Origin of the sequence: Streptococcus mitis, assembly GCF_901542415.1 — a bacterium.
Lineage (GTDB): Bacteria > Bacillota > Bacilli > Lactobacillales > Streptococcaceae > Streptococcus > Streptococcus mitis_BL.
Map to the genome: position 1 here is coordinate 1 of NZ_CABEHV010000004.1, position 26163 is coordinate 26163.

General features: G+C 42.2%; 23 protein-coding genes and 3 pseudogenes. 24 read left to right on the top strand and 2 right to left on the bottom strand.

Annotation, left to right across the window (positions count from 1 at the left end):
- The 11 genes and pseudogenes from tpiA to whiA form a co-directional block, all read left to right on the top strand.
- Window positions 1-579 (top strand): triose-phosphate isomerase (gene tpiA, locus FQT24_RS00140; protein ID WP_143951817.1); only part of this gene is annotated, 579 nt, incomplete at its 5' end.
- 34 nt (window positions 580-613) lie between these two features.
- Window positions 614-2194: pseudogene (gene lytC / locus FQT24_RS00145) on the top strand (choline binding-anchored murein hydrolase LytC).
- A 342-nt stretch (window positions 2195-2536) separates the two neighbouring features.
- Entirely contained in the window at window positions 2537-3055 is a 519-nt protein-coding gene (locus tag FQT24_RS00150; protein WP_185952520.1) for a Dps family protein, read from the top strand.
- A 131-nt stretch (window positions 3056-3186) separates the two neighbouring features.
- Complete coding sequence (locus tag FQT24_RS00155; protein WP_000162491.1) at window positions 3187-3693, top strand: dihydrofolate reductase; 507 nt, start codon at window positions 3187-3189, stop codon at window positions 3691-3693.
- Complete coding sequence (locus FQT24_RS00160) at window positions 3693-3863, top strand: hypothetical protein (protein ID WP_000442260.1); 171 nt, start codon at window positions 3693-3695, stop codon at window positions 3861-3863. Before FQT24_RS00155 ends, FQT24_RS00160 begins: the two co-directional genes overlap by 1 nt.
- A gap of 36 nt (window positions 3864-3899) precedes the next feature.
- Window positions 3900-5132 carry an ATP-dependent Clp protease ATP-binding subunit ClpX gene (gene clpX, locus FQT24_RS00165; RefSeq protein WP_084002105.1) on the top strand — a complete coding sequence of 411 codons (1233 nt, stop codon included), beginning with the start codon at window positions 3900-3902 and terminating at the stop codon, window positions 5130-5132.
- 8 nt (window positions 5133-5140) lie between these two features.
- Entirely contained in the window at window positions 5141-5728 is a 588-nt protein-coding gene (gene yihA, locus FQT24_RS00170; RefSeq protein ID WP_000422605.1) for a ribosome biogenesis GTP-binding protein YihA/YsxC, read from the top strand.
- A 10-nt stretch (window positions 5729-5738) separates the two neighbouring features.
- On the top strand, window positions 5739-6119 hold the full coding sequence (locus FQT24_RS00175; RefSeq protein ID WP_001140420.1) for a RidA family protein: 381 nt from the start codon (window positions 5739-5741) through the stop codon (window positions 6117-6119).
- Between the two features lie 51 nt (window positions 6120-6170).
- Window positions 6171-7061 carry an RNase adapter RapZ gene (gene rapZ, locus FQT24_RS00180; protein ID WP_094753754.1) on the top strand — a complete coding sequence of 297 codons (891 nt, stop codon included), beginning with the start codon at window positions 6171-6173 and terminating at the stop codon, window positions 7059-7061.
- Window positions 7058-8035 (top strand): YvcK family protein, encoded by a 978-nt coding sequence (locus tag FQT24_RS00185; RefSeq protein WP_001231075.1) that lies wholly within the window; start codon window positions 7058-7060, stop codon window positions 8033-8035. Before rapZ ends, FQT24_RS00185 begins: the two co-directional genes overlap by 4 nt.
- Window positions 8032-8943 carry a DNA-binding protein WhiA gene (gene whiA / locus FQT24_RS00190; protein ID WP_049546606.1) on the top strand — a complete coding sequence of 304 codons (912 nt, stop codon included), beginning with the start codon at window positions 8032-8034 and terminating at the stop codon, window positions 8941-8943. The genes FQT24_RS00185 and whiA overlap by 4 nt, the downstream gene beginning before the upstream one ends.
- 425 nt (window positions 8944-9368) lie before the next feature.
- Here whiA and FQT24_RS00195 read toward each other — a convergent pair whose 3' ends face one another.
- The gene (locus FQT24_RS00195) at window positions 9369-10337 is read right to left on the bottom strand and encodes an NAD(P)/FAD-dependent oxidoreductase (RefSeq protein ID WP_143951818.1); all 969 of its coding nucleotides are present in this window, start codon (window positions 10335-10337) and stop codon (window positions 9369-9371) included.
- A 244-nt stretch (window positions 10338-10581) separates the two neighbouring features.
- Between FQT24_RS00195 and cdaA the strand changes: the two genes are divergently transcribed.
- From cdaA to FQT24_RS00240, 8 genes and pseudogenes are all read left to right on the top strand, one after another.
- Window positions 10582-11439: a diadenylate cyclase CdaA gene (gene cdaA, locus FQT24_RS00205; protein WP_143951819.1), complete on the top strand. Its 858-nt coding sequence runs from the start codon at window positions 10582-10584 to the stop codon at window positions 11437-11439.
- Entirely contained in the window at window positions 11426-12205 is a 780-nt protein-coding gene (locus tag FQT24_RS00210; RefSeq protein ID WP_143951820.1) for a CdaR family protein, read from the top strand. Before cdaA ends, FQT24_RS00210 begins: the two co-directional genes overlap by 14 nt.
- A 24-nt stretch (window positions 12206-12229) precedes the next feature.
- Window positions 12230-13582 (top strand): phosphoglucosamine mutase, encoded by a 1353-nt coding sequence (glmM, locus tag FQT24_RS00215; protein WP_143951821.1) that lies wholly within the window; start codon window positions 12230-12232, stop codon window positions 13580-13582.
- Window positions 13583-13655: 73 nt separating this feature from the next.
- Window positions 13656-14030 carry a DUF1149 family protein gene (locus FQT24_RS00220; protein ID WP_001050079.1) on the top strand — a complete coding sequence of 125 codons (375 nt, stop codon included), beginning with the start codon at window positions 13656-13658 and terminating at the stop codon, window positions 14028-14030.
- A 1-nt stretch (window position 14031) separates the two neighbouring features.
- Window positions 14032-14880 (top strand): annotated as a pseudogene (locus FQT24_RS00225) (DegV family protein).
- A 378-nt stretch (window positions 14881-15258) separates the two neighbouring features.
- On the top strand, window positions 15259-16026 hold the full coding sequence (gene dapB, locus FQT24_RS00230; protein WP_000027873.1) for a 4-hydroxy-tetrahydrodipicolinate reductase: 768 nt from the start codon (window positions 15259-15261) through the stop codon (window positions 16024-16026).
- Window positions 16023-17222: a CCA tRNA nucleotidyltransferase gene (locus FQT24_RS00235; RefSeq protein ID WP_143951822.1), complete on the top strand. Its 1200-nt coding sequence runs from the start codon at window positions 16023-16025 to the stop codon at window positions 17220-17222. Before dapB ends, FQT24_RS00235 begins: the two co-directional genes overlap by 4 nt.
- Complete coding sequence (locus FQT24_RS00240; protein ID WP_143951823.1) at window positions 17219-19090, top strand: ABC-F family ATP-binding cassette domain-containing protein; 1872 nt, start codon at window positions 17219-17221, stop codon at window positions 19088-19090. The genes FQT24_RS00235 and FQT24_RS00240 overlap by 4 nt, the downstream gene beginning before the upstream one ends.
- Window positions 19091-19126: 36 nt before the next feature.
- Here the strand turns inward: FQT24_RS00240 and mntE are convergent, their stop codons facing one another.
- Window positions 19127-20311 carry a CDF family manganese efflux transporter MntE gene (gene mntE, locus FQT24_RS00245; protein ID WP_049551086.1) on the bottom strand — a complete coding sequence of 395 codons (1185 nt, stop codon included), beginning with the start codon at window positions 20309-20311 and terminating at the stop codon, window positions 19127-19129.
- A 307-nt stretch (window positions 20312-20618) separates the two neighbouring features.
- Here mntE and FQT24_RS00250 point away from each other — a divergent pair, with 307 nt between their 5' ends.
- The 5 genes and pseudogenes from FQT24_RS00250 to FQT24_RS00260 all read left to right on the top strand — a co-directional run bounded on the left by FQT24_RS00250 (window position 20619) and on the right by FQT24_RS00260 (window position 26157).
- Window positions 20619-23315, top strand: coding sequence for a cation-translocating P-type ATPase (locus tag FQT24_RS00250; RefSeq protein ID WP_143951824.1), 2697 nt, complete (start codon window positions 20619-20621; stop codon window positions 23313-23315).
- 137 nt (window positions 23316-23452) lie between these two features.
- Window positions 23453-24091, top strand: coding sequence for a mucin-binding protein (locus FQT24_RS10935; RefSeq protein ID WP_260665921.1), 639 nt, complete (start codon window positions 23453-23455; stop codon window positions 24089-24091).
- A gap of 20 nt (window positions 24092-24111) precedes the next feature.
- Window positions 24112-24192: pseudogene (locus FQT24_RS10940) on the top strand (hypothetical protein); the annotation flags it as partial.
- A gap of 87 nt (window positions 24193-24279) precedes the next feature.
- Entirely contained in the window at window positions 24280-25617 is a 1338-nt protein-coding gene (locus FQT24_RS10945) for a mucin-binding protein (RefSeq protein WP_260665923.1), read from the top strand.
- 129 nt (window positions 25618-25746) lie between these two features.
- A complete protein-coding gene (locus tag FQT24_RS00260) occupies window positions 25747-26157 on the top strand; it encodes a peptide deformylase (RefSeq protein WP_143951825.1) in 411 nt (136 codons plus the stop codon).
- Window positions 26158-26163 lie beyond the last annotated feature (6 nt).

Below are 26163 nucleotides of genomic sequence, written 5' to 3' on the forward strand. Positions count from 1 at the left end.
AAAGTTGCTGCTCAAAACTGCTACTTTGAAAATGCAGGTGCTTTCACTGGTGAAACTAGCCCACAAGTTTTGAAAGAAATCGGTACTGACTATGTTGTTATCGGTCACTCAGAACGCCGTGACTACTTCCATGAAACTGACGAAGATATCAACAAAAAAGCAAAAGCAATCTTTGCAAACGGTATGCTTCCAATCATCTGTTGTGGTGAGTCACTTGAAACTTACGAAGCTGGTAAAGCTGCTGAATTCGTAGGTGCTCAAGTATCTGCTGCATTGGCTGGATTGACTGCTGAACAAGTTGCTGCATCAGTTATCGCTTACGAGCCAATCTGGGCTATCGGTACTGGTAAATCAGCTTCACAAGACGATGCACAAAAAATGTGTAAAGTTGTTCGTGACGTTGTAGCTGCTGACTTTGGTCAAGAAGTTGCAGACAAAGTTCGTGTTCAATACGGTGGTTCTGTTAAACCTGAAAACGTTGCTTCATACATGGCTTGCCCAGATGTTGACGGTGCCCTTGTAGGTGGTGCGTCACTTGAAGCAGAAAGCTTCTTGGCTTTGCTTGACTTTGTAAAATAATCAGTAGCAAAAGCTAGGTGGAACAGCATTCAAGATGTCTGTTCCATTTTTTATAGGAGAAGAAAGATTGAAAATCAAGATTGGAAAAATTGGATTAGCAAGTCTCTGTTTACTGGGCTTGGCAGTTAGTCATGTCGCTGCAAAATGAAACTGAAGTGAAATCATCTTCGGAAGGAAGCAGAGTTCAAGATTCTTCTAGCAAGGTAGAAGAAAAGAAATCAGAAACGACTACAAGTCAAAAAGAAGAAGAGAAGATGGAAGAAGTAAAAGAGACGCGAGCTAGTAGTAGTCAGAAAGAAGAAAGTAAGCCAAATTTAACATCAGCACACTGGGAAGGAGATTTCTATGTAAAAGCTGATGGTTCCAAAGCGAAGAGTGAGTGGATTTTCGATACTAGCTACAGTAGTTGGTTCTATATAAAATCAGATGGTCGTTATGCCCAAAAAGAATGGCATGGGAAAACTATTACCTCAAAATGGGTGGTTACATGGCTAAAAATGAATGGGTTTACGATAACAATTATAATAGCTGGTTCTACCTCAAGATAGACGGTTCTTATGCAAATCAAGAATGGCAGAAAATTAATGGTAAATGGTATTATTTCAAGAAATGGGGCTCTATGGCTAAAAGTCAGTGGCAAGGAAATTATTTCTTGAATGGTCAAGGTGCCATGATGCAAAACGAATGGCTTTACGATAAGCATTATAAGACTTGGTTCTATCTTAAGGCAGATGGTTCTTACGCTAATGAACAGTGGCAAAAGATTGATGGCAAGTGGTACTATTTCAAGAAGTGGGGCTACATGGCTCAAGATGAGTGGCAAGGTAATTACTATCTTACTGAAAGTGGTGCTATGGCGACTGGTGAGTTAGTGATGGACGATACTCGCTATACTTTTGCTGATTCAGGGGAACTGAAAGAAAAGAAAGCCTTGAATGTTGGTTGGGTTTATCGAAACGGCCACCGTTATTTCTTTAACCATCGTGAAGAACAGGTTGGAACAGATCGTGCTAAGAAGGTTATTGATGTCAGTGAACATAATGGTCGCATTAGTGATTGGAAAAAGGTTATCCAGGAAAATGGAGTTGATGGCGTCATTGTTCGCTTGGGATATAGTGGTGTAGAAGATAAGGAATTGGCTTATAATATTCAAGAATTGAATCGACTAGGCATTCCTTATGGTGTTTATCTTTATACCTATGCCGAAAATGAAACAGATGCTGAGAATGATGCCAAACAGACTATTGAACTCTTGAAGAAATACAAGATGAACTTGTCTTATCCAATCTACTATGATGTTGAGAACTGGGAATATGTCAATAAAACAAAGAGAGCTTCAAATGATACTGGAATCTGGGTCAAGATTATCAATAAGTATATGACAACAATGAAGCAGGCTGGTTATCAAAATGTGAAAGTTTATAGCTATCGTCAACTCTTGCAAACTCGTTTGAATCATCCAGATATTTTACAACATGTCAACTGGGTTGCAGCCTATACGGATGTGCTTGATTGGAATAATCCTCATTATTCAGGAGAAAAAGGATGGCAATATACTTCATCTGACTCTCTTAAAGGGATTAGGGGTCATGTTGATGTTAGCGTCTGGTATTAAGATATAAAGTTGAGAAAGGAGTGTGCAAGAAATTTGCATCCTCTTTTTCTTTATTTTACTGAAGCAAAGGGGTATGAAATTTATACTCTACGAAAATCTCTTCAAACCACGTCGGTTTTATTTGCAACCTCAAAGCTGTACTTTGAGCAACCTGCGGCTAGATTTCTAGTTTGATCTTCATTAAGTATTAATCAAAAAATCTCTAAATAATTCTTAAATTATCAGTCTATTGCAACTTTTCTCATGTGAGTCTTTTGGCTTGCTATTGGTTTTTCTTAGTAGTATACTAAGGTAGTAATCATTAAGAAGTGGTTACAAAAAATAATGAATGAGGTAAAGAAAATGGTAGAATTTAAAAAAGAAGCAGTAAAAGACGTAACAACATTGACAAAATCAGCGCCAGTAGCATTGGCGAAAACAAAGGAAGTATTGAATCAAGCTGTTGCTGATTTGTACGTAGCCCACGTTGCTTTGCACCAAGTACACTGGTACATGCGTGGTCGTGGTTTCCTTGTATGGCATCCAAAAATGGATGAGTACATGGATGCTCTTGATGGTCAATTGGATGAAATCAGTGAGCGTTTGATCACACTTGGTGGTAGCCCATTCTCTACATTGACAGAATTCCTTCAAAACAGTGAAATCGAAGAAGAAGCTGGTGAATACCGTAATGTTGAAGAAAGCTTGGAACGTGTCCTTGCTATCTACCGTTACTTGTCAGAACTCTTCCAAAAAGGTTTGGATGTTACTGATGAAGAAGGTGACGATGTGACAAACGGTATCTTTACAGATGCTAAAACTGAAACTGATAAAACAATCTGGATGCTTGCCGCAGAACTTGGACAAGCACCTGGTTTGTAAGAAATAGAATAATCATATAAAAATCTGTAGGATGCCTCTTACAGATTTTTTTCTATTCTGTAAGCTATTCCAAACCAGTCTTTTTTTGAGTTTTTTGATAAAATAGTACTATCAGTGAAAAGGATGGAAGCATGACTAAGAAAATCGTAGCTATTTGGGCCCAGGATGAAGAGGGTGTGATTGGTAAGGGAAATCGCCTGCCTTGGCATTTGCCAGCAGAACTGCAACACTTCAAAGAAACAACTCTGAATCATGCTATCTTGATGGGGCGTGTGACCTTTGATGGGATGGGGCGTCGCTTGCTTCCACAACGGGAAACTCTGATTTTGACGCGTAATTCTGAAGAAAAGATAGACGGGGTTACTACTTTTCAGGATGTCCAGTCTGTCTTGGACTGGTATCAGGCTCAAGAAAAGAATCTTTATATTATCGGTGGGAAGCAAATTTTTCAGGCTTTTGAACCCTACCTTGACGAAGTAATTGTGACTCAAATTCATGCTCGGGTGGAGGGAGATACCTATTTCCCTGAGGAGTTTGATTTGTCTCTTTTTGAGACAGTTTCAAGCAAATCCTATACCAAAGATGAGAAAAATCCTTATGATTTTACCATCCAATACCGCAAGAGAAAGGAAGTCTAATGGAACGTAGTATATTTGGTTTTTTCACAGCCATGCTGTGTTTGGTCTGCTTGCTTGCAGGAGCACAGGCTTTTCGTAAAAAGCGTTATGGACTTTCTGTCCTGCTCTGGTTAAATGCCTTTACCAATTTGGTCAATAGTATCCATGCTTTTTACATGACCTTATTTTAGATAGAATGACAGTATAGAATAGAACGGAAGGAAATCATGCCTACAAATAGGAATAATGATATGATGGTTTATTGCTCATTTTGTGGCAAAAGCCAAGAAGAAGTACAAAAAATAATCGCAGGCAACAACGCCTTTATCTGTAATGAATGTGTGGAGTTGGCTCAGGAAATCATTCGAGAGGAGTTGGCGGAAGAAGTCTTGGCAGACTTGTCTGAAGTTCCAAAACCAATCGAACTCCTCCATATCTTGAACCACTATGTAATCGGTCAAGATCGTGCCAAACGTGCTTTAGCAGTAGCAGTATACAACCACTACAAACGCATCAATTTCCACGATACGCGTGAAGAGTCGGAAGATGTGGATTTGCAGAAGTCAAACATCTTGATGATTGGCCCAACTGGTTCAGGGAAAACTTTCCTGGCCCAGACCTTGGCTAAGAGCTTGAATGTGCCTTTTGCGATTGCGGATGCAACAGCTCTTACTGAGGCTGGTTATGTTGGTGAGGATGTGGAAAATATCCTCCTCAAACTATTGCAGGCTGCTGACTTTAATATTGAACGTGCAGAGCGTGGGATTATCTACGTGGATGAAATTGACAAGATTGCTAAGAAGAGCGAGAACGTATCGATCACACGTGATGTTTCTGGTGAAGGTGTGCAACAAGCCCTTCTCAAGATTATCGAGGGGACCGTTGCTAGTGTTCCGCCTCAAGGTGGACGCAAGCATCCGCAACAAGAGATGATTCAAGTGGATACTAAAAATATCCTCTTCATCGTGGGTGGTGCTTTTGATGGTATTGAAGAAATCGTCAAACAACGTCTGGGAGAAAAAGTCATCGGATTTGGTCAAAATAATAAAGCAATTGATGAAAACAGCTCTTACATGCAAGAAATCATCGCAGAAGATATTCAAAAATTTGGTATTATCCCTGAGTTGATTGGACTCTTGCCTGTCTTTGCTGCTCTTGAGCAATTGACAGTGGATGACTTGGTTCGTATCTTGAAAGAGCCAAGAAATGCTTTGGTGAAACAGTACCAAACCTTGCTTTCTTATGATGATGTCGAGTTGGAGTTTGACGACGAAGCCCTTCAAGAGATTGCAAATAAGGCCATCGAACGCAAAACCGGTGCGCGTGGTCTTCGCTCGATTATCGAAGAAACCATGCTAGATGTCATGTTTGAAGTACCGAGTCAGGAAAATGTGAAATTGGTCCGCATCACTAAAGAAGCTGTCGATGGAACAGATAAACCAATCCTAGAAACAGCCTAGAGGTGACTATGGAACTTAATACACATAATGCTGAAATCTTGCTCAGTGCGGCTAATAAATCCCACTATCCGCAGGATGAACTGCCAGAGATTGCCCTAGCAGGGCGTTCAAATGTTGGTAAATCTAGCTTTATCAATACCATGCTGAACCGTAAGAATCTAGCCCGAACATCAGGTAAACCTGGTAAAACTCAGCTGCTCAACTTCTTTAATATCGACGACAAGATGCGCTTTGTGGATGTGCCTGGTTATGGCTATGCCCGCGTTTCCAAAAAGGAACGTGAAAAGTGGGGGCGCATGATTGAGGAGTATCTAACGACTCGGGAAAATCTCCGTGCAGTGGTCAGTCTAGTTGACCTTCGTCATGACCCGTCAGCAGATGATGTGCAGATGTACGAATTTCTTAAGTATTATGAGATTCCAGTCATCATTGTGGCGACCAAGGCAGACAAGATTCCACGTGGTAAATGGAACAAGCACGAATCAGCAATCAAAAAGAAATTAAACTTTGACCCAAGTGACGACTTTATCCTCTTTTCATCTGTCAGCAAGGCAGGGATGGATGAAGCTTGGGATGCAATCTTAGAAAAATTGTGAGGAAAAGAAAATGGCAAAAACAATTCATACAGACAAAGCTCCAAAGGCTATTGGACCATATGTTCAAGGAAAAATCGTTGGCAACCTTTTGTTTGCTAGTGGTCAAGTTCCCCTATCTCCTGAAACTGGGGAAATCGTTGGAGAAACGATCCAAGAACAGACAGAACAAGTCTTGAAAAACATCGGTGCTATTTTGGCAGAGGCAGGAACTGACTTTGACCATGTTGTCAAAACAACTTGTTTCTTGAGTGATATGAACGACTTTGTTCCTTTTAATGAGGTTTACCAAACGGCCTTTAAAGAGGAATTTCCAGCTCGTTCAGCCGTAGAGGTAGCTCGTCTTCCTCGTGATGTAAAAGTCGAAATCGAAGTCATCGCAGAGATTGGATAAGCTAGTTGAAGTTTGGTGTTGCCAAACTTCTTTTGATATAAGGAGAAAAAGATGACAAAGAAACAACTTCACTTGGTGATTGTGACAGGGATGAGTGGTGCAGGGAAAACTGTAGCCATTCAGTCTTTCGAGGATTTGGGATATTTCACTATTGATAATATGCCGCCAGCTCTCTTGCCTAAGTTTTTGCAGTTGGTGGAAACAAAGGAAGACGACCATAAGTTGGCCTTGGTAGTGGATATGCGTAGCCGTTCTTTCTTTTCCGAGATTCAAACTGTTTTGGATGAGTTGGAAAACAAGGAAGAACTGGACTTTAAAATTCTCTTTTTGGATGCAGCTGATAAGGAATTGGTCGCGCGTTACAAGGAAACTAGACGAAGTCACCCTCTAGCTGCAGATGGACGGATTTTGGATGGAATAAAACTGGAGCGTGAGCTCTTGGCGCCTTTGAAAAACATGAGCCAAAATGTGGTGGATACGACTGAACTGACTCCTCGTGAGCTGCGTAAAACCATTGCAGAGCAGTTTTCTGATCAAGAGAAAGCTCAGTCTTTCCGTATTGAAGTTATGTCTTTTGGCTTTAAATACGGAATCCCAATTGATGCGGATTTAGTTTTTGATGTCCGATTCTTGCCAAATCCATATTATCTTCCAGAACTGAGAAACCAAACGGGTGTGGATGAACCTGTTTATGATTATGTCATGAACCATCCTGAGTCAGAAGACTTCTATCAACATTTATTGGCCTTGATTGAGCCGATTTTGCCAAGTTACCAAAAGGAAGGTAAGTCCGTTTTGACCATTGCCATGGGTTGTACGGGTGGGCAACACCGTAGTGTGGCCTTTGCTAAACGCTTGGCGCAGGACTTATCCAAGAATTGGCCTGTTAATGAAGGGCATCGCGACAAAGACCGAAGAAAGGAAACGGTAAACCGTTCATGAGAAAACCAAAGATAACGGTGATTGGTGGAGGGACTGGGATTCCTGTCATTCTTAAGAGTCTGCGGGAAAAAGATGTGGAAATCGCAGCTATCGTAACGGTGGCAGATGATGGTGGTTCTTCAGGTGAACTCAGAAAAAATATGCAGCAGTTGACACCGCCAGGCGATCTCCGTAATGTCCTTGTGGCCATGTCGGATATGCCTAAATTCTATGAGAAGGTCTTTCAGTACCGCTTTTCTGAGGATGCTGGAGCCTTTGCTGGCCATCCATTGGGAAATCTCATTATCGCTGGCCTATCAGAAATGCAGGGTTCGACCTATAATGCCATGCAGTTGTTGAGCAAATTTTTCCATACAACTGGGAAGATTTATCCTTCCAGTGACCATCCTTTGACCCTGCACGCAGTCTTTCAGGATGGGACAGAAGTGGCTGGAGAGAGCCATATTGCAGACCATCCAGGCATGATTGACCATGTCTATGTGACCAATACTCTCAACGATGATACGCCTCTGGCCAGTCGTCGAGTAGTGCAGACTATTCTTGAAAGTGACATGATTGTCCTCGGGCCTGGTTCCCTCTTTACCTCGATTTTACCCAATATCGTGATTAAGGAGATCGGGCAGGCGCTTTTGGAAACCAAGGCAGAAATCGCTTATGTCTGCAATATCATGACCCAACGTGGGGAGACGGAGCACTTTACAGATAGTGACCACGTGGAAGTCTTGCATCGTCACCTTGGCCGACCTTTTATCGACACTGTCTTGGTGAATATCGAAAAAGTGCCTCAGGAATACATGAATTCTAACCGGTTTGATGAATATTTGGTGCAGGTGGAACATGATTTTGCTGGTCTTTGTAAGCAAGTTCCGCGTGTGATTTCATCCAACTTCCTTCGTCTGGAAAATGGGGGTGCCTTCCACGATGGGGATTTGATTGTGGATGAATTGATGCGGATTATACAGGTGAGAAAATGAGTTTCACAGTAGCAGTAAAAGAAGAAATTCTAGGTCAGCACCATCTGAGCCGGCATGAATTATCTGCCATTATCAAGATGTCTGGTAGCATCGGTCTTTCGACTTCGGGCTTGACCTTGTCTGTCGTGACAGAAAATGCCAAACTGGCTCGGCACCTCTATGAGTCCTTTCTCCATTTCTATGAAATCAAATCGGAAATTCGCCACCACCAGAGGAGCAATCTCCGTAAGAATCGGGTCTATACCGTTTTTACAGATGAAAAGGTGCAGGACCTGCTGAGTGATTTACACTTGGCAGACTCCTTTTTTGGTCTGGAAACAGGTATTGATGGGGCGATTTTATCAGACGAGGAAGCAGGTCGTGCTTATCTCTGTGGCGCTTTCTTGGCAAATGGAAGTATTCGTGACCCTGAGTCAGGCAAGTATCAGTTGGAAATCAGTTCTGTTTATCTGGACCACGCGCAAGGGATTGCCTCACTTCTCCAGCAATTTTTACTGGATGCTAAGGTGCTTGAGCGCAAGAAGGGGGCTGTGACCTATCTCCAGCGTGCTGAAGATATCATGGACTTCTTGATTGTCATCGGGGCCATGAAGGCGCGTGATGATTTTGAGCGGGTTAAGATTTTGCGAGAAACCCGTAATGATCTCAATCGAGCCAATAATGCCGAGACAGCCAATATTGCTCGGACAGTTTCTGCCAGCATGAAGACTATCAACAATATCAGTAAAATCAAAGATATCATGGGCTTAGAAAATCTGCCAGTGGATTTGCAGGAAGTAGCACAGTTGCGGATTCAGCACCCAGACTACTCTATCCAGCAGTTAGCAGATAGCCTCAGCACCCCTCTGACCAAAAGTGGTGTCAACCACAGACTCAGAAAAATCAATAAGATAGCCGATGAGTTATAAAGATATAAAACACCTCTTTCTTGACAATTAAATAGAGTATGTGAGATAATAAAGGGGAATTGAGAAGTTCTAGCATTTTAGTGCTAACAGAAATCCCCTCGGTACTGCCATACTGAGGGGATTTTTTTCTGGGTTAGATAGCACTAACCAGGAAGGTTACTTGTCGAAGTGATCGTCTAACCAACGAGTCACCAGCCATGAGATGATACTCTCGATGACTGCGATAAGTACTATTTTGAGAAGTTCTAGCATCTGTAATACCTCCTTTTCCAAGGCGTATTGTTAGTGCCGTCGTTATTATATCACATGCTTTATCAATTTGATAGGACATTTTTGATTTTTGAAAAAGAAGGGGAAAGGTATAAGCTGATCAGATCGTAGATGAACTATAAAACCACGAATCCTATGTGACTCGTGGTTCTTTTTTATAAACTGGTTGAGTGTTTTGGTTGTACCTTTTGTTCTGGGTCAATGTAGTTGATGGCATTGTTAACAGCGGTTGGTGCCTCTCCAAGCCCTGTCGCAATCAAGTCAATTTTTCCGTCATAGTAGCAACAGTCACCGATAGCATAGATACCTGCTTGGCTAGATTCTTGCTTGCTGTTGACGATAATCTTATGACGGTTGAGGTCCAGACCCCAGTTTTTAAGGTTACCGACAGAAGATTTGAAACCATAGTTGACAAAGAGGTGGTCTAGGTCAATCGTTTCGGTTTCATCAGATTTGACTTTTGTGATTTCAAGTTTATCGAGCGTTTTTCCATCTCCAAGGAGTTGGCTAGGGACGAATGGTGTCTTGATGGTCACAGATGATTCCTGTAAGGCTTGGACACTGTGTTCCAAGGCACGGAAATTATCTCTGCGGTGGACAAGGGTAGTTGGCGCAATTTTTTCAAAAGCCAAAGCCCAATCCACAGCCGAGTCTCCTCCACCAAGAATCGTCACTTTCTTACCAGCATATTGCTGGATGTTGGAAACGTGGTAGTGGATATTTTCATAACCCTCAACGCCTTCTAGTTCCAGCGGACGTGGTTTGAAGGCACCGCCACCCATAGCGATGATAACTGTTTTAGACAGGTGACTTCCTTTAGAAGTTGTAATTACAAAGCCTTCCTCTTGTTTTTCAATCTCAAGAACCGTTTCGTTGAGATGAATAGGGGTATCAAAGCTGTTTAACTGTTCAATCAAGCGGTTGGTCAACTCTTCTCCAGTTAGGTTTGGGAAACCTGGTACGTCTAGGATTTCCTTTTCAGGGTAGAGAATAGCAGGTTGTCCACCTAGTTGGGGAAGAGAGTCGATGATTTGGACCTTGGCTTGGCGTAGGTGGGCATAGAAGGCCGCAAAAAGCCCGACAGGACCACCACCTACAATGGTAATATCATAGAGTTGAGACATGGTTTCTCCTTTATTTTTTCTAGTCATACTCTTCGAAAATCAAATTCAAACCGCGTCAGCGTCGCCTTACCGTACTCAAGTACAGCCTGCGGCTAGCTTCCTAGTTTGCTCTTTGATTTTCATTGAGTATCAGTTTATTTTATCATATTTTTTCTTTAATTTAAAATGAAGTAGGATAGGGAAAAAAATATCAGAAAAATGGTATAATAGAAAGGAACGTGTTTGGACAGAGAGGAGACAGTAGATGAACTTTCAACAATTATCCAACCTGCAATATTGGACTAGCTTGTTTTCTAGTCCTTGGAGTATTGCCATCAATCTGTTTGATATTTTGATTGTGGCCTATATTTTATATCGTTTTACAAAAGCGATAGCTGGCACCAAGATTATGATTTTGGTGCGTGGGGTCATGATCTTTGTATTAGCCCAGGTTGTGGCCAATATCCTTGGTTTAACAACGATTTCTTGGTTGATTAATCAGATTATCACCTATGGAGTCATTGCTGCGGTTGTTATCTTCTCTCCAGAGATTCGGACTGGTTTGGAACGCTTGGGAAGGGCGACAGATTTCTTTTCTACTGCTCAAATTAGTGCAGAAGAGCAAATGATTCGTGCCTTTGTCAAGTCGGTTGAATATATGAGTCCCCGTAAGATTGGTGCTCTGGTTGCCATTCAACGAGTTCGGACCTTACAAGAATACATCGCGACAGGGATTCCTTTGGATGCCAATATTTCGGCAGAACTCCTCATCAATATTTTTATTCCCAACACTCCTCTACACGATGGTGCTGTGATTATCAGAGAAAATCGAATAGCAGTAACCTCTGCCTATCTGCCCTTGACAGAAAGTACAGGGATTTCCAAGGAATTTGGGACCAGACACCGGGCGGCTATCGGTTTATCAGAAGTATCAGATGCCTTGACCTTTATCGTCTCAGAGGAAACAGGTGGCATTTCTATTACCTATAATGGGGTTTTCAAGCACGACTTGACGATTGAAGAATTTGAAGCAGAGCTACGAGCAATTCTTTTGCCAGCTGTTGAGGAAAAAGTCAGTTTCAAGGACCGTTTGCTAGGAGGTTGGAAATATGAGAAAAAATAGTCTATATATCATTTCATCTCTCTTTTTTGCTTGTGTCTTATTTATCTATGCAACGTCAACCAACTTTCAAAATAGCAATACCGCAAGGCAGGTCAAATCAGAAACCTACACCAATACGATAACGAACGTTCCTATCGATATTCACTATGATGCTGACCAGTATTTCATTAGTGGATTTGCATCAGAAGTTTCAGTGATATTAACCGGAGCCAATCGTGTGACCTTGGCTAGCGAAATGCAGGAGAGCACTCGTAAGTTTAAGGTAACTGCTGATTTGACGTATGCCAGTGTTGGAACGATTGAAGTTCCCTTGAACATTGAAAATCTTCCAAGTGGATTGACCGCTGTGGCAACGCCTCAAAAGATTACAGTGAAAGTTGGGAAGAAGGTTAAGCGAGATGGGATGATTGTTGTGCCACAAGTTGACCAAAGCCAGATTGATCCCAAGCTACAAATTGATAGTGTAACCGTGTCAAACGAACGAGTTTCTGTCACAACTGACCAAGAAACATTAGCTAAAATTGATCGTATTATTGCGCTTTTACCAACTAGCGAACGTATAACAGGTAATTACAGTGGTTCAGTACCTTTGCAGGCAATCGACCGCAATGGTGTTGTCTTACCGGCAGTTATTACTCCGTTCGATACAACAATGAAGGTGACTACAAAACCAGTAGCACCAAGTTCAAGCACATCAAATTCAACTACAAGCAGTTCGTCGGAGACATCTTCGTCAACGAAAGCAACTAGTTCAAAAACGAATTAAAAATAGAAAAAGGATTTTATAAAAATGGGTAAATATTTTGGGACTGATGGAGTCCGTGGAGAAGCTAACGTAGAACTAACACCAGAATTGGCCTTTAAATTAGGACGTTTTGGAGGCCATGTTCTGAGTCAACATGAAACGGAAGCACCGAAAGTCTTTGTAGGACGCGATACACGTATTTCAGGGGAAATGCTAGAATCTGTCCTGGTAGCAGGTCTCCTTTCAGTAGGGATTCACGTATACAAACTAGGCGTTCTGGCAACACCAGCAGTAGCTTACTTGGTTAAAACTGAAGGAGCAAGTGTCGGTGTCATGATTTCTGCTAGCCATAACCCAGCCCTTGATAATGGGATTAAGTTCTTTGGTGGTGATGGTTTCAAACTAGATGACGAAAAAGAAGCAGAAATTGAAGCCTTGCTAGATGCTGCGGAAGATACTCTTCCTCGTCCAAGTGCAGAAGGTTTGGGAACTTTGGTAGATTATCCAGAAGGTTTGCGTAAGTACGAAGGCTACCTTGTTTCAACTGGAACTCCACTTGAAGGAATGAAGGTTGCCTTGGACACAGCAAACGGTGCAGCGTCTACAAGTGCCCGTCAAATCTTTGCAGACCTCGGTGCTCAATTGACGGTTATCGGAGAAACACCAGATGGGCTTAACATTAACCTTAATGTTGGTTCAACCCACCCAGAAACCCTTCAAGAAGTGGTCAAAGAAAGCGGCTCAGCTATTGGTTTGGCCTTTGACGGAGACAGTGACCGTTTGATTGCTGTCGATGAGAATGGTGATATCGTTGATGGTGACAAAATCATGTACATCATCGGAAAATACCTTTCTGAAAAAGGACAATTGGCCCAAAATACAATTGTGACAACTGTTATGTCTAACCTTGGTTTCCACAAGGCCTTGGACCGTGAAGGTATTAACAAGGCAGTCACTGCAGTCGGCGACCGCTATGTTGTTGAAGAAATGAGAAAATCAGGTTACAACCTTGGTGGTGAACAGTCTGGTCACGTGATCTTGATGGATTACAATACCACAGGTGATGGCCAATTATCAGCTGTCCAATTGACTAAAATCATGAAGGAAACTGGTAAGAGCTTATCAGAGTTGGCTGCAGAAGTAACCATCTATCCACAAAAATTAGTCAATATCCGAGTGGAAAATGCCATGAAGGAAAAGGCTATGGAAGTGCCAGCTATTAAGGATATCATCGAGAAGATGGAAGAAGAAATGGCAGGGAATGGTCGTATCCTAGTACGCCCAAGTGGAACAGAGCCCCTTTTGCGTGTTATGGCAGAAGCGCCTACAACAGAAGAAGTGGACTACTATGTTGATACTATCGCAGACGTAGTTCGAGCTGAAATCGGGATTGACTAAATCCTAGAAAACTAGATGAAAATAAAAAATTATGGTACAATAGCTTATAATATTGTAGCCGAGGGAGAAAGACATGAATCTTAAACGTGAACAAGAATTTGTTAGTCAGTATCATTTTGATGCGCGTAATTTTGAATGGGAAAATGAAAATGGAGCTCCTGAAACTAAGGTGGATGTGAACTTCCAATTAATTCAACATGACCAAGAAAATCAAGTGACTTCCTTGATTGTTATCTTGAGTTTTATGATTGTATTTGATAAATTTGTCATCAGTGGAACCATTTCACAGGTGAACCATATCGATGGTCGTATTGTTAACGAACCAAGTGAATTGAACCAAGAAGAAGTGGAAACCTTGGCTCGTCCATGTTTGAACATGCTCAACCGTTTGACTTATGAAGTAACTGAAATTGCATTAGACTTACCAGGAATCAATTTGGAGTTCTAATATGAAATTAGCTGTTATCACAGATTCCTCTGCCTATCTCAGTGCAGATACCTTGCAAAGAGAAGATTTATTTGTCTTGGATATTCCTGTTAATATTGATGGTGAGGAGTATGTCGAAGGGATCAATCTGACTGCTGAGGAATTTTACCAAAAAATGGCTCAGGCTTCTGAATTGCCTAAGACCAGTCAACCAAGTATTGCCAAGTTAGATGAGATTCTAACTTCGCTTAAATAACAAGGCTATACACATGCTTTGGGGCTTTTCCTATCTTCTGGAATTTCAGGTTTTTACCAAAATATCCAGTACATGGTCGATGATTATGAGGGATTAACCATTGCCTTCCCAGACACTTTGATTACAAGTGCTCCTCTGGGTATCATGGTTGAAAGTGTCTTTAACTGGCGAGACCAGGGTGATGACTTTGCCATTATTCAGGATAAGCTAGCTATCCAAATTAGTCACACATCTGCTTTCATCATGGTCGATGATTTGGACCACTTGGTTAAAGGTGGACGCCTTTCAAATGGAGCTGCGATTTTGGGCAATCTGCTAAGCATTAAGCCAATCCTCTATTTCAATAACCAAGGTGTGATTGAAGTGTACGAAAAAGTCCGTACTGAAAAGAAAGCAACCAAGCGCTTAATTGAAATTATCAAGGAAGCAACAGCTTCAGGCCAATACCGTATCATTGTCATTCACGGAAATGCCCCTGAAAAGGCTGAGGAATTGCGTCAGCACTTACTTGAATCTGGAGTAGGTTCGGATGTTTCACTTGCTACATTTGGTAGTGTCATTGGAACACACCTAGGAGCAGGAAGCATTGCTCTAGGTTATATTCCAGTAATTTAGTTTGCGCTTCTAGGCTAGTTAAGAAATAGCAATTGAACACGGACTACCTGCCTCTTGAAAAAAGATGCCTGTCTTACCTTTCATGGAAAGTCAGCGCCATCCCCTATTTTTCACGGGCAGCTAAGGCCCTTTGTATCTTGATAATTGAACACGCCTGGAACCCTCTGTGAAAAAGATAGTTCTTCCAAGGAGGAGACACTCCTTGATTAGAACTCCTATTTTCACTCTGTATTCTTACAGGCTTTGTATCTTAGAAATTGAACACGGACTACCTGCCTCTTGAAAAAAGATGCCTGTCTTGCCTTTCATGGAAAGTCAGCGTCATTCCCTATTTTTCAAGGGCAGCTATCGTCCTTTGTATCTTAGTCAGGAGTAGAGATGAGTATTCGAGTAATTATTGCTGGTTTTAAGGGAAAGATGGGCCAGGCTGCTTGTCAGATGGTCTTGGCTGATCCAGACTTGGACTTGGTAGCAGTTTTGGATCCCTTTGAGTCTGAATCAGAATGGCAGGGTATTCCTGTTTTCAAGGATAAGGCTGATTTGGTCGGTTTTGAAGCAGATGTCTGGGTAGACTTTACTACACCAGCTGTTGCCTATGAAAATACACGCTTTGCTCTTGAAAATGGCTTTGCTCCAGTAGTTGGGACAACAGGTTTCACGAGTGAAGAGATTGCAGAGCTAAAAGCATTTTCTCGTGCTCAAGATTTGGGTGGCTTGATCGCTCCTAACTTTGCCTTGGGTGCTGTTTTACTCATGCAATTTGCAAGGCAGGCTGCTAAATATTTCCCAAATGTGGAGATTATCGAGCTCCATCATGACAAGAAAAAGGATGCTCCGAGTGGAACTGCTATTAAAACAGCTGAGTTAATGGCAGAAGTTCGAGAGTCTATCCAGCAGGGTGCAGCAGATGAGGAAGAATTGATTGCAGGTGCTCGTGGTGCTGACTTTGATGGCATGCGCATCCACTCAGTTCGTTTGCCAGGCTTGGTAGCCCATCAGGAAGTCATCTTTGGCAATCAGGGAGAAGGATTGACACTCCGTCATGACTCCTATGATCGCAGCTCCTTCATGACAGGGGTGAATTTGGGAATTAAAGAAGTTGTCAAGCGTCATGAGCTTGTCTATGGATTAGAACACTTATTATGAGATTAACGCAAATGCCTTCTGAATTTCAGAAGGCTTTACCAGTATTAGAAAAAATTAAAGAAGCAGGTTTTGAGGCCTATTTTGTTGGAGGTTCTGTTCGAGATGCCCTCCTCAATCGTCCTATCCATGATGTGGATATTGCGACGTCTTCTTATCCAGAAGAAACCAAGCAGATTTTTCCGCGAACAGCCGATATCGGAATCGAGCATGGAACTGTCTTGGTCTTAGATGGGGACGAGGAGTATGAGGTGACTACTTTTCGGACAGAGGATGTCTATGTGGACTATCGCAGACCCAGTGCGGTCTCTTTTGTGCGCTCGCTAGAAGAAGACCTCAAACGCCGTGATTTCACAGTCAACGCCTTTGCCTTGGACGATACAGGAGAAATCATTGACTTGTTTCATGGTTTAGAAGATTTGGAAAAGCAAGTCTTACGAGCAGTTGGAGTGGCAAGTGAGCGTTTCAACGAAGATGCTTTGCGGATTATGCGTGGTTTCCGTTTTCAAGCCAGTCTTGGTTTTGAACTTGAGACAGAAACGTTTAAAGCAATGAAGACCTTGACGCCACTTTTGGAGAAAATTTCTGTGGAGCGTACCTTCGTTGAGTTTGATAAACTCTTGCTGGCTCCATTTTGGAGAAGGGGTTTGGCTTCCATGATTGAGAGTCAAGCTTATGACTATCTCCCTGATATGGCATCTAGCAAAGACAAACTTAACAGACTGTTTGATTTGGAGACTGATTTCACCTTTGAATCTTCAGAGCAAGCCTGGGCTGCTCTACTGTGGGCTTTGGAGATTGAAAATGCGCAGCCATTTTTGAAGGCTTGGAAGACCTCACGTCAGTTTGCTAAGCAAGTTCAGGATTTACTGACTATTTTGGCCTTGCGTGAAAAGGGAGAATTGAGCAAGCGCGATTGTTATCGCTTTGACTTGGATTTTCTTTTACAGGCTGAAAATCTTCGTCAGGCTCAGGGAAAACCAGTCAACCCACAAGTCATCACAGAAACCTACCAGAGTCTGACCATTCATGACAAGAAAGAAATCCAAATCAACGGTGGTATTTTGATCAAGGAATATGGTTATCAGCCGGGCCCAGACTTGGGAGAGATTTTAACAGAGATTGAATATGCCATTGTCGATGGAGAATTGGAAAATAACCGTCAAGCCATCCATGCTTATCTAAGGGAGAAAAAATGAGTGATTTTATCGTTGAAAAACTAAGTAAATCCGTTGGTGACAAGACCGTTTTTAAGGATATTTCCTTTATTATCCATGACCTAGATAGAATTGGTCTGATTGGTGTCAATGGAACGGGCAAGACCACCCTTTTGGACGTCCTTTCTGGTGTTTCTGGATTTGATGGAGATGTCAGTCCCTTTTCAGCTAAGAATGATTACCAGATTGGTTACTTGACCCAAGATCCTGATTTTGATGATAGCAAGACGGTCTTGGATACGGTTCTCTCCAGCGACCTCAAGGAAATCCAGCTCATTCGTGAGTATGAGTTGATCATGCTCAACTACAGTGAGGACAAGCAGGCGCGTTTGGAACGTGTCATGGCAGAGATGGACTCTCTTCAAGCTTGGGAAATTGAGAGTCAGGTCAAGACAGTTCTCAGCAAGCTGGGGATTCAGGACTTATCCACTCCAGTTGGGGAATTGTCAGGCGGTCTAAGAAGACGGGTCCAGTTGGCGCAAGTTCTTCTTGGCAACCACGACCTCTTGCTGCTGGATGAGCCGACCAACCATCTGGACATTGCGACTATTGAGTGGCTGACCCTCTTTTTGAAAAATTCCAAGAAGACCGTCCTTTTTATTACCCATGATCGTTATTTCCTAGATGCTTTATCAACAAGGATTTTCGAGTTGGACCGAGCTGGATTGACGGAGTATCAGGGCAATTATCAGGACTATGTTCGCCTAAAGGCAGAACAGGATGAGCGTGATGCGGCTCTTCTCCACAAAAAGGAACAACTTTATAAGCAAGAATTGGCCTGGATGCGCAGACAACCGCAGGCGCGTGCGACCAAGCAGCAGGCTCGTATCAATCGTTTCCATGACTTGAAGAAAGAGGTTTCAGGCAGTAGTGCTGAGACAGACTTGACTATGAACTTTGAAACCAGTCGTATTGGGAAGAAAGTCATCGAGTTTCAGGATGTTTCCTTTGCCTATGAAAACAAGCCTATTTTGCAAGATTTTAATCTCTTGGTGCAGGCTAAAGATCGTATTGGAATTGTTGGGGACAACGGTGTTGGGAAATCAACTCTCCTTAACTTGATTGCAGGAAGTCTTGAGCCGACAGCAGGACAAGTTGTGATTGGGGAAACTGTTCGCATCGCCTATTTCTCTCAGCAAATTGAGGGTTTGGATGAAAGCAAGCGAGTGATCAATTACTTGCAGGAAGTGGCAGAAGAGGTCAAGACCAGCGGTGGTTCTACAACTTCGATTGCAGAGTTGCTGGAGCAGTTCCTTTTCCCACGTTCGACGCATGGAACCTTGATTGAGAAATTGTCTGGGGGAGAGAAAAAACGCCTTTATCTCCTCAAACTGCTCTTGGAAAAACCAAATGTTCTTCTTTTAGACGAGCCAACCAATGATTTAGATATTGCAACCTTGACAGTTTTGGAGAATTTCTTGCAAGGATTTGCGGGACCTGTTTTGACAGTTAGTCACGACCGTTATTTCTTGGATAAGGTAGCGACCAAGATTCTGGCTTTTGAGGATCGCAAGATTCGTCCTTTCTTTGGTCATTACACCGACTATCTTGATGAAAAAGCCTTTGAAACAGAGATGGCCAATCAAGTGCAAAAGGCCGAAAAGGAGAAAGTGATCAAGGTCCGTGAAGACAAGAAACGCATGACCTACCAAGAAAAGCAGGAGTGGGCAAGCATTGAAGGCGATATTGAAACCTTGGAAAATCGTATCGCTGCTATTGAAGAGGAGATGCAGGCCAACGGCTCTGACTTTGGCAAACTGGCTACTCTCCAAAAAGAACTGGATGAGAAAAACGAAGCACTCCTTGAAAAATACGAACGCTATGAGTATCTCAGTGACTTTGATAGCTAGAAGAATGGAAAAATCCCGTCTCATGACAGGATTTCTCTATTCTTTTTTTGTTTCTTGGTGAAAGATATTTTGCCAGGTTTCGTGGCGACGCCAGATACTGGTATGGATGATACCATCTAACTCATAGGAGATGAGTTTGGTCTTCTGACTGATGGAAGTGATCTGAATATCCTTGATAGCGGAATTCAAGTCTTTTTCGGCTTTATAGGCCTCTTTATCCATCTGCTCTCCATCTTGACGAATATAGACAAAATCGTCAGCCAAGAGTTCTTCCAGTTGATTTCCTTGGTCAATCAATTGTTCGCGCATAAGCAATTTTTTATAGACATTGTCTAAAATTTCATCTTCAGGGATAGGTGCTGGCTCGATATGGACATCGGTATCAAAGACTCCAAAACGTTCTTCCAGCATAGACTCGACCTGATCCGCAATTTCATGGCTTTCAAAAACAGACAGGTCAGGGTTCATCTCTAGCGTAATATCCAGGTAGATGTTGCTACCGTAGGTGCGACCTCTTTGCGACTTAACCTTGCTGATTTTGGGAATTTCCATGATAGCCTTTTGGTAGTCCTCGAGCAGACGGTCATCAAAGCCATCCGAAAGGCTAAAGGAAGACTCGATGAAGATATCATAGGCAGTTTTCAAGATAAAGAAAGTGATGATAATGGCAACCAGTTTATCCACAATGGGATAATTGAAACTGCTAGCCAGGATTGCAATGGTAGTACCAAGTGAGGTGACAGCATCAGAAAGATTGTCCTTGGCGGCAGCCTTCAGTGCCTTGGAGTTGGATTTCTTACTGAGGCGAGTATTGTAGAGATAAACTAGAAACATAATCGTTGCAGAAATGATTCCCAGAGTTGCACCCAGAGGGTCAATGACTGTTTCTTCACGACTGAGAATCTTTTGAATGGTATCCCTTAGTACATCAAAGCCAACATAAAACATGATGATAGAAGTGACCAAGCTAGCCAAATCTTCAATCTTCCAGTGGCCAAAACGGTGGTCTCGGTCAGCAGGCTGGCGTGCCATCCGGATTCCAATCAAGAGGGCCACATTTCCAATGATGTCCGACACGTTGTTAAAACCATCGGCCACCAAACTGGATGAATGGAGGAGGTGCCCAGTTGCTAATTTCGCTGCAGACAAGATCAAATAGGTCGAAATACTGATAATGGCCCCACGCTCAGCTAACTTGAGATTTGAGATAGATTGCTTCATTCAACTTCCTTTCTAGTCATATAGCATTCTACCATTATACTGGTTTTCAAGGGAAAATTCAAATAAGTCATTTTTTACTCTTTGAAAACTTTTCAAAATTTGGTATAATAGTACTACTCAAGGGAGTAGCTGGCAGAAACCTGTGATAGTGTCGTCATTCCGAATTTTATACTGAAAAGTATGCTTTCCGGCACTATCTTAAACAGCGAGACTTGTTATGATTAACAGGTCTCTTTTTGTTTGTCGTGAAAAGATGCGATGAGGGAAAAGAGAGTCTGTTTTGCACACAATGTCAAGGAGGAGACACATGTCAAAAGAACAAAAACGCCAAGCGTTTTACACTCAGAGTCCTGAAGAGGTCTTGAAGGCTGTGGATGCGACCGAGCAAGGTTTGTCATCAAGTGAGGCAGAAAAACGCCTTGCAGAATTTGGCCACAATGAACTCGAAGAAGGCGAGAAACGATCAATCCTGGTCAAATTCATCGAGCAATTTAAGGATTTGATGATTATCATCCTAGTTGCGGCAGCAATCTTGTCAGTCTTGACTTCTGGTGGGGAAGATATCGCAGATGCCATTATCATCTTAGCCGTGGTAATCATCAATGCTGCCTTTGGTGTTTACCAAGAAGGGAAAGCAGAAGAAGCTATCGAAGCTCTCAAATCAATGTCTAGTCCAGCTGCCCGCGTTCTTCGTGATGGGCATATGGCAGAGATTGATTCAAAAGAATTGGTACCAGGTGATATCGTTGCCCTCGAAGCAGGTGATGTAGTACCAGCAGACCTACGTTTGCTTGAAGCCAACTCTCTTAAAATTGAAGAAGCAGCTCTTACAGGTGAGTCTGTGCCAGTCGAAAAAGACTTGTCAGTCGAGCTTGCTGCAGATGCTGGTATTGGTGATCGTGTCAATATGGCTTTCCAAAACTCAAATGTGACTTATGGTCGTGGTCTTGGAGTTGTTGTCAATACAGGTATGTACACGGAAGTTGGTCATATCGCTGGCATGCTCCAAGATGCAGATGAGACAGACACACCACTTAAACAAAACTTGAACAACCTTTCTAAGGTCTTGACTTATGCAATTTTGGTCATTGCCCTTGTTACTTTTGTAGTTGGTGTTTTCATTCAAGGGAAAAATCCACTCGGTGAGTTGATGACCTCTGTTGCCCTTGCCGTTGCAGCCATTCCAGAAGGTCTCCCAGCTATCGTAACTATCGTTCTTGCCCTCGGTACTCAAGTTTTGGCTAAAAGAAACTCTATCGTTCGTAAGTTGCCAGCTGTAGAAACTCTTGGTTCAACAGAAATCATCGCTTCTGACAAGACTGGTACGCTGACTATGAACAAGATGACCGTCGAAAAAGTCTTCTACGATGCGGTTCTACATGACTCAGCTGATGACATTGAACTAGGTCTTGAAATGCCCCTGCTTCGTTCAGTTGTCTTGGCCAATGATACGAAAATTGATGTGGAAGGAAACTTGATTGGTGATCCAACCGAAACAGCCTTTATCCAATATGCTTTGGACAAGGGCTACGATGTCAAAGGATTTTTAGAGAAATATCCTCGTGTGGCTGAGTTGCCATTTGATTCTGAACGTAAGCTCATGTCAACAGTTCATCCACTTGCAGATGGACGCTTCCTCGTAGCTGTTAAAGGTGCGCCAGACCAACTCTTGAAACGTTGTGTTCTTCGTGATAAGGCTGGGGATATTGCTCCGATTGATGAGAAGGTTGCAAATCTCATCCATACAAACAACTCTGAAATGGCTCACCAAGCCTTGCGTGTCCTTGCTGGTGCTTATAAGATTATTGACAGCATTCCAGAAAACCTCACTTCTGAAGAGCTTGAAAATGATTTAATCTTTACTGGTTTGATTGGGATGATTGACCCTGAACGTCCTGAAGCTGCTGAGGCTGTTCGTGTGGCTAAGGAAGCGGGAATTCGTCCAATCATGATCACAGGTGACCATCAAGACACTGCAGAAGCTATTGCTAAACGTTTGGGAATCATTGACGCAAATGATACAGAAGGCCACGTTTTAACTGGTGCTGAGCTCAACGAACTGTCAGATGAAGACTTTGAAAAAGTAGTTGGTCAATACTCTGTTTATGCGCGTGTATCTCCAGAGCATAAGGTTCGTATCGTCAAGGCTTGGCAAAAACAAGGTAAGGTCGTTGCCATGACAGGTGACGGTGTCAATGATGCGCCAGCTCTGAAAACAGCCGACATCGGTATCGGTATGGGAATCACTGGTACAGAGGTTTCTAAGGGGGCTTCTGACATGATTCTTGCAGATGATAACTTTGCGACTATTATCGTTGCAGTGGAAGAAGGACGTAAGGTCTTCTCAAATATTCAAAAGACTATTCAGTACTTACTTTCTGCCAATACTGCTGAAGTATTAACCATCTTCCTATCAACCTTGTTTGGTTGGGATGTCTTACAGCCAGTTCATCTTTTGTGGATCAACTTGGTAACCGATACTTTCCCAGCAATTGCACTAGGTGTTGAACCTGCTGAGCCTGGTGTCATGAACCATAAACCACGTGGACGAAAGGCAAGCTTCTTCTCAGGTGGTGTTTTGAGTTCTATCATCTATCAAGGTGTACTCCAAGCAGCTATTGTTATGAGTGTTTATGGCCTTGCGATTACTTACCCAGTTCATGTGGGTGACAATCATGCCATTCACGCAGATGCCCTTACTATGGCCTTTGCAACCCTTGGCTTGATTCAGCTCTTCCATGCCTACAATGTGAAATCTGTTTACCAATCCATCTTAACAGTTGGCCCATTCAAGTCTAAGACCTTCAACTGGTCCATCTTGGTATCCTTCATCCTTCTCATGGCAACAATCGTCGTAGAACCGCTTGAAGGAATCTTCCACGTAACCAAACTAGACTTGTCACAATGGGGAATCGTGATGGGCGGAAGCTTCTCAATGATTATTATCGTCGAAATTGTTAAGTTTATTCAACGCAAACTCGGTTTTGACAAGAATGCGATTTAAAAAAAGTCATCTTCGGATGGCTTTTTTAAATTACTTTAAAAAGGATAGAAAAAACTTTAAATAGGAGATGTTAAAAGTAAAGTCGCTTACTAAAATATTAGATATAAGAATAGCAAAGAATGACTTGGGAGGAAATCATGGGAAATAAAAAATGTATTTACTCTATCCGTAAATTGAGTTTGGGTGTTGCTTCAGTTGTTGTGGCTTGTGGTTTAGGGTTTTTAGCTGGCTCTGTTGGAAGTGTATCTGCAGATGAAATGCTCGCAGCTAGTCATATCTTAGAAACAGACAAACCTTCTATCGAAATCATAGACAAGGATAAGTCTGTCGGGGGTTCAGAAAAAGAAGCTACTGCTTCAGAAGAGCAACATTTTGAAGAAAAACATTTAGATACTCCTAAAGTGACTGAAAAGGAATCTCGTGTTGAATTTAATTATATTGATGAATCAACAGGGAAAAAACTTTTTTCAGATGAGCGTACTGGTAAGGTGGGAGAGGATCTTCACTACGATACGAGAAAGAAAATTAGTGAGTTTAAAAGGAATGGCTATGTATTGGTTGAGGATGGCTATTTGAAAACGGATGAATCGAAGAAGCTGTTTCAAGATGATAAGAATCCGCAAACATATACTATTAAATTAACTCCAAAACATGAAGTGATTAGCTTACAAAACCAGACTAATCCTAAGTCAAATGAAGAGGTGGAAGCTGGTGTTGTCGATAGTCCTAAGTGGCCTGCAGATGCTGAAAAAATCAGAACCAATAACTGCCTTTAGAGAGAACGATTCAAAGAACCATTAAATTTAAATATAAAAATAATGGTAAAGAAGCTTTTGCTGAGAAAAAACAAAGTATTTCCTTTGAACACTATGCGACTGTTAATCTTGTTACTAAGGAAATTTCCTATTCTAACTGGAAAATAAAACAGGAGCATGTTAAAAATCAAACAGCCAAGATTAGCTATGTGGATATCAGTGAAAACAAGCTACTGAAGGAAGATACAGTTACTGGGGAATCTGGTTATCCTATTGAATACAGTACGCTAAAAACGATTAGTGACTACAAGCGACAAGGATACGATCTTGTATCAAGTGATTATGATCGAGGTTTACAATATTTTGACCAAGATAGTAAGACTGATCAAATATTTAAGGTTGCTTTAACCCCTCGCCTAGAATTTATTTATCCTGAAGATAGAATTCCAACTGCTCATAAAAAAGTTGATGAGGATGTTCAAGATTCACCTTTATGGCCTGCCAGTGTTTCTAAAATCGTCAATAAAAAATCTATTGATCGTAACATTTCCTATCTAGATTTTGTGACACATGATAAGGTTGTTGCAGATCGAAATGATCAAGTTGATTTCAAACGCGTTGCCAAGGTTGATTTTGTAAGAGGAGACCTTTATTATCGTGATTGGACGAGTGATCAACCAAATCTATCTAAAGTAGCGACACCACTGCTAAAAGGCTTGGTGGCAGATAAAGAAGCAGTTGCAGAGAAAACAGTGGCAGTAACAGATCCTGTAATTAGGGAAATTGTCTACTACAAACAATTAGGAAAATGGATAGCCATTTCTCCAACTGCAAATGAGAATCTGGCTTTGATTCAATATCCCAATGACCAAGATGGTAATCCTGCGAAAGCAGGTCTTGCTAGCAATCCAGGTTTGAGAACAATTCCTTATCTTAAAGGCTATAAGGCCGTGACATCAGCTATTGATTTGGTGTTGAAGGATTCTTCGCATCCAGAATTGGGTTATTTATTACCAGAAGTTCCAGAAGATTTCACAAAAGATACAGTGATTCATTATCTACCTGTGAAAGCTACTGAACCAGAACCACCAAGAGGTGATCAACCTAAGACGCCAGAAGCTCCAACACCTGAGGAGCCAAAGCACCCAGAAGTACCGACGGTAGATCAACCTAAGGATCCTGAAAAGCCAACCCCTGAGGACCCTAAACAGCCGGACATGCCGACTGTTGAGCAACCAAAAACTCCAGCAAGTCCAGTACCTGAGGAGCCAAAGCGTCCCGAAGTTCCAGCTGTTGCTCAACCTAAGGATCCCGAAAAACCATCCCCTAAGGAACCCAAGCAACCTGAAGTTTCGACTGCTGAGCAACCAAAGACTCCAGCAAGTCCAGCGCCTGAGGAGCCAAAGCACCCAGAAACTCCAATAATAAGTGAAACAAAGGAAGCTGGTAAACTACCAGAGACAGCTAGTCATGATTCTATTTTGCTAGTAGTCGGATTCTTATCAGCCCTATCTGGCATCCTATTGTTTAAAGGTAAAAAAGATTAAGAATTTACAAATAGCAAAAAAGTCATCTTCGGATGGCTTTTTACTACAGTTGAGGGAAAGGGCTTGCAGTTATCGTCTTTTGTGCTATAATTGCTATAATATAGTAAAAAGCAAGAGGAGTGTGAGGAAGTGGAAAAGAAAATTGTAAAGGATATTTTGTTTTTATCTCAGGTGTCTCAGCCTGCAAGTCAGGAAGACCTGTATCTTGCCAGAGATTTACAAGATACGCTCTTAGCAAATCGTGAGACCTGTGTTGGTCTAGCTGCCAATATGATTGGGGTGCAGAAGCGCGTGATTATCTTTAATCTTGGCTTGATTCCTGTGGTCATGTTTAACCCAGTGCTCCTGTCCTCTGAAGGCCTTTACGAGACAGAAGAAGGCTGTTTGTCCTTGACAGGTGTGAGACCTACTAGGCGTTATGAAACTATAAGGGTTGCCTATCGTGACAGCAAGTGGCAGGAACAGACCATTACCTTGACAGGCTTCCCAGCTCAGATTTGCCAGCATGAACTGGATCACTTGGAAGGACGAATCATTTAGGAGGAA

What these genes read in the sequence shown, in the direction of transcription:
- FQT24_RS00150 (WP_185952520.1), top strand. Translation starts at nt 2,537, where the DNA reads ATGGTAGAATTTAAAAAAGAAGCAGTAAAAGACGTAACAACATTGACA.
- FQT24_RS00155 (WP_000162491.1), top strand. Translation starts at nt 3,187, where the DNA reads ATGACTAAGAAAATCGTAGCTATTTGGGCCCAGGATGAAGAGGGTGTG.
- FQT24_RS00160 (WP_000442260.1), top strand. Translation starts at nt 3,693, where the DNA reads ATGGAACGTAGTATATTTGGTTTTTTCACAGCCATGCTGTGTTTGGTC.
- clpX (WP_084002105.1), top strand. Translation starts at nt 3,900, where the DNA reads ATGCCTACAAATAGGAATAATGATATGATGGTTTATTGCTCATTTTGT.
- yihA (WP_000422605.1), top strand. Translation starts at nt 5,141, where the DNA reads ATGGAACTTAATACACATAATGCTGAAATCTTGCTCAGTGCGGCTAAT.
- FQT24_RS00175 (WP_001140420.1), top strand. Translation starts at nt 5,739, where the DNA reads ATGGCAAAAACAATTCATACAGACAAAGCTCCAAAGGCTATTGGACCA.
- rapZ (WP_094753754.1), top strand. Translation starts at nt 6,171, where the DNA reads ATGACAAAGAAACAACTTCACTTGGTGATTGTGACAGGGATGAGTGGT.
- FQT24_RS00185 (WP_001231075.1), top strand. Translation starts at nt 7,058, where the DNA reads ATGAGAAAACCAAAGATAACGGTGATTGGTGGAGGGACTGGGATTCCT.
- whiA (WP_049546606.1), top strand. Translation starts at nt 8,032, where the DNA reads ATGAGTTTCACAGTAGCAGTAAAAGAAGAAATTCTAGGTCAGCACCAT.
- FQT24_RS00195 (WP_143951818.1), bottom strand. Translation starts at nt 10,337, where the DNA reads ATGTCTCAACTCTATGATATTACCATTGTAGGTGGTGGTCCTGTCGGG.
- cdaA (WP_143951819.1), top strand. Translation starts at nt 10,582, where the DNA reads ATGAACTTTCAACAATTATCCAACCTGCAATATTGGACTAGCTTGTTT.
- FQT24_RS00210 (WP_143951820.1), top strand. Translation starts at nt 11,426, where the DNA reads ATGAGAAAAAATAGTCTATATATCATTTCATCTCTCTTTTTTGCTTGT.
- glmM (WP_143951821.1), top strand. Translation starts at nt 12,230, where the DNA reads ATGGGTAAATATTTTGGGACTGATGGAGTCCGTGGAGAAGCTAACGTA.
- FQT24_RS00220 (WP_001050079.1), top strand. Translation starts at nt 13,656, where the DNA reads ATGAATCTTAAACGTGAACAAGAATTTGTTAGTCAGTATCATTTTGAT.
- dapB (WP_000027873.1), top strand. Translation starts at nt 15,259, where the DNA reads ATGAGTATTCGAGTAATTATTGCTGGTTTTAAGGGAAAGATGGGCCAG.
- FQT24_RS00235 (WP_143951822.1), top strand. Translation starts at nt 16,023, where the DNA reads ATGAGATTAACGCAAATGCCTTCTGAATTTCAGAAGGCTTTACCAGTA.
- FQT24_RS00240 (WP_143951823.1), top strand. Translation starts at nt 17,219, where the DNA reads ATGAGTGATTTTATCGTTGAAAAACTAAGTAAATCCGTTGGTGACAAG.
- mntE (WP_049551086.1), bottom strand. Translation starts at nt 20,311, where the DNA reads ATGAAGCAATCTATCTCAAATCTCAAGTTAGCTGAGCGTGGGGCCATT.
- FQT24_RS00250 (WP_143951824.1), top strand. Translation starts at nt 20,619, where the DNA reads ATGTCAAAAGAACAAAAACGCCAAGCGTTTTACACTCAGAGTCCTGAA.
- FQT24_RS10935 (WP_260665921.1), top strand. Translation starts at nt 23,453, where the DNA reads ATGGGAAATAAAAAATGTATTTACTCTATCCGTAAATTGAGTTTGGGT.